The following is a 510-nucleotide window of genomic DNA, read 5'->3' on the forward strand; positions in this document are numbered from 1 at the left end:
CGGTCGGTGTGGCGGTCAGCGTCACGGTGGTGGTGTCGTTGACGTCGCTGACGATGGTGCTAACCGGAGCGGTGTTTGGCGCAATGGCTTCGAGGTTGCCGCCGGATGCCGAGGCAATCGACTCAGTTACTGTCGTTGGGCCTTGGTACACGTCGTTGCCGACAGGCACATCAAGCGCACCCGAACTTGCGCCGGCTGCGATGGTGATGGTCTTGCCGCTTTCCAGGGTCACGGTCACTGGACCGTTTTGCGCGGTGACAGGTTTGCCGTCAGCACCGGTCAGGGTGGCGGTGTAGGTGATCGTGCCGTTTTCGTTCACGGTCGGTGTGGCGGTCAATGTCACGGTGGTGGTGTCGTTGACGTCGCTGACGATAGTGCTGACCGGAGCGGTGTTCGGCGCAATGGCTTCGAGGTTGCCGCCGGATGCATCTTTGATCGATTCGGTGATCGTCGTTGGGCCTTGGTAGACGTCATTACCGACCGGCACATCGAGCGCACCCGAACTTGCGC

The 510-nt window shown here is 61.6% G+C and carries 1 protein-coding gene; it reads right to left on the bottom strand.

The features are described from left to right. Positions 1 to 510: immunoglobulin-like domain-containing protein (locus HU806_RS26255; RefSeq protein ID WP_186615808.1), on the bottom strand; the 510-nt coding region annotated here is incomplete at both ends.

Origin of the sequence: Pseudomonas sp. SWRI154 (assembly GCF_014268645.1) — a bacterium.
GTDB lineage: Bacteria > Pseudomonadota > Gammaproteobacteria > Pseudomonadales > Pseudomonadaceae > Aquipseudomonas > Aquipseudomonas marvdashtae.